General features: G+C 77.6%; 1 protein-coding gene and 1 pseudogene. Both read right to left on the minus strand.

Annotated elements, in window-relative coordinates:
• Positions 1 to 703, minus strand: a 703-nt coding sequence (locus tag PAI11_RS27695) for an MlaD family protein (protein ID WP_040601546.1), incomplete at its 3' end; no start/stop codon positions are given.
• Positions 700 to 1,219: pseudogene (locus PAI11_RS27700) on the minus strand (hypothetical protein); the annotation flags it as partial. The gene PAI11_RS27695 and the pseudogene PAI11_RS27700, both read right to left, overlap by 4 nt.

Here is a 1,219-nt window from a genome sequence, read left to right on the forward strand (position 1 = left end):
GGCCGGCGGTGACCGCGGTCGCGGCGGCCCCGCGATCGACCAGCCGCCGGATCGCCCGGTCGCTGCCGGCCAGCCGCGCGAGCACCGCGTCGCTGGCCGCGACCGCGTCGGCCAGCCGGGTCCGCTGGCCGTCGAGGATCGCCAGCAGCGAGCGGGCGTCGGTCAGCGCCGGGTTGGCGCGGCGGAGGATCGCGTTCAGGTCGCGGCCGCGGCCGGCGGTCGCCAGCCCCAGCTCGCTCAGCAGCACCCGGATCCGGTCGGCGGTCGGGACGGCGAACAGGTCGACGACGTCCTGCAGTGCGACCGGGATCTGGGTCCGCTCCAGCGCGACGGTCGGCGGCGCGTCGCCGCTGCCCCGCAGCGGCGCCTGGCCGCGGGGGCCCGGATCGCAGTCGACGAAGCTCTCGCTGATGAAGCCCTCGGGCAGGATGCGGCAGCGGGCGCCCTGCCGCAGCGGCGCGTAGCGGCGGTCGAGGGTGAAGCTCATCCGCGCGTGGTGGCCGGGGGTCAGGTGGACCGCCTCGACGCGGCCGGCGCGGACTCCGCCGACCTTCAGCAGCTGCCCGGGGACGATCCCCTTGGCGGTGTCGAAGATCGCGTCGAAGCGGTAGTCGCCGTCCCCCTCGCTGCCGCCGCGGAGCAGCAGCAGGGCGGCGACGGCGGCCACCAGCAGCGCGGCGAGCAGCGGGCCGATCCGCCTCACGGCTGGTTCACCGAGGCCGGCATGCTGTCGGCCGGGTCGCAGATCGACGGGTCGGGCACCCACGGGCTGGAGCCGTCGGGCGCCGGCGGCGCGGTGCTGCCGGGACAGCGCGCGTCGAGGTGGGTGCGGACGTTGATCGGGCCGAGCAGGCCGCCGCCGGTCAGCGCCGGCACCAGCGACGAGAGCGCGCCGCCGAGCAGCGTCTGGACGTTCTGCACGAACTCCAGCCGCGCGTAGTGGCCGAGCTCGTTGTAGTTGCCGACGGCGACGCCGGCGAGCCCGTTGAGGACCCCGAGGATGAAGTCGCTGCCGTAGTAGCGGACGCCGCGCAGGATCGGGGTCGCCGCAGCCAGCGCGGTCCGCGTGCGGCCGAGCGCGTCGACCGCCGACGGCCGCAGCGCGGGCAGGGCGAGCAGCGCCCGCCGGACGGCCGGCAGGTCGCGCCGCAGCCGCCCGACCACCGGCGTCGCCCGAGTCAGCGTCGGCGGCAGCGCCCGCGCCACCTGGCCGAGCGGC

This window comes from Patulibacter medicamentivorans (assembly GCF_000240225.1).
Taxonomy (GTDB): Bacteria; Actinomycetota; Thermoleophilia; order Solirubrobacterales; family Solirubrobacteraceae; genus Patulibacter; species Patulibacter medicamentivorans.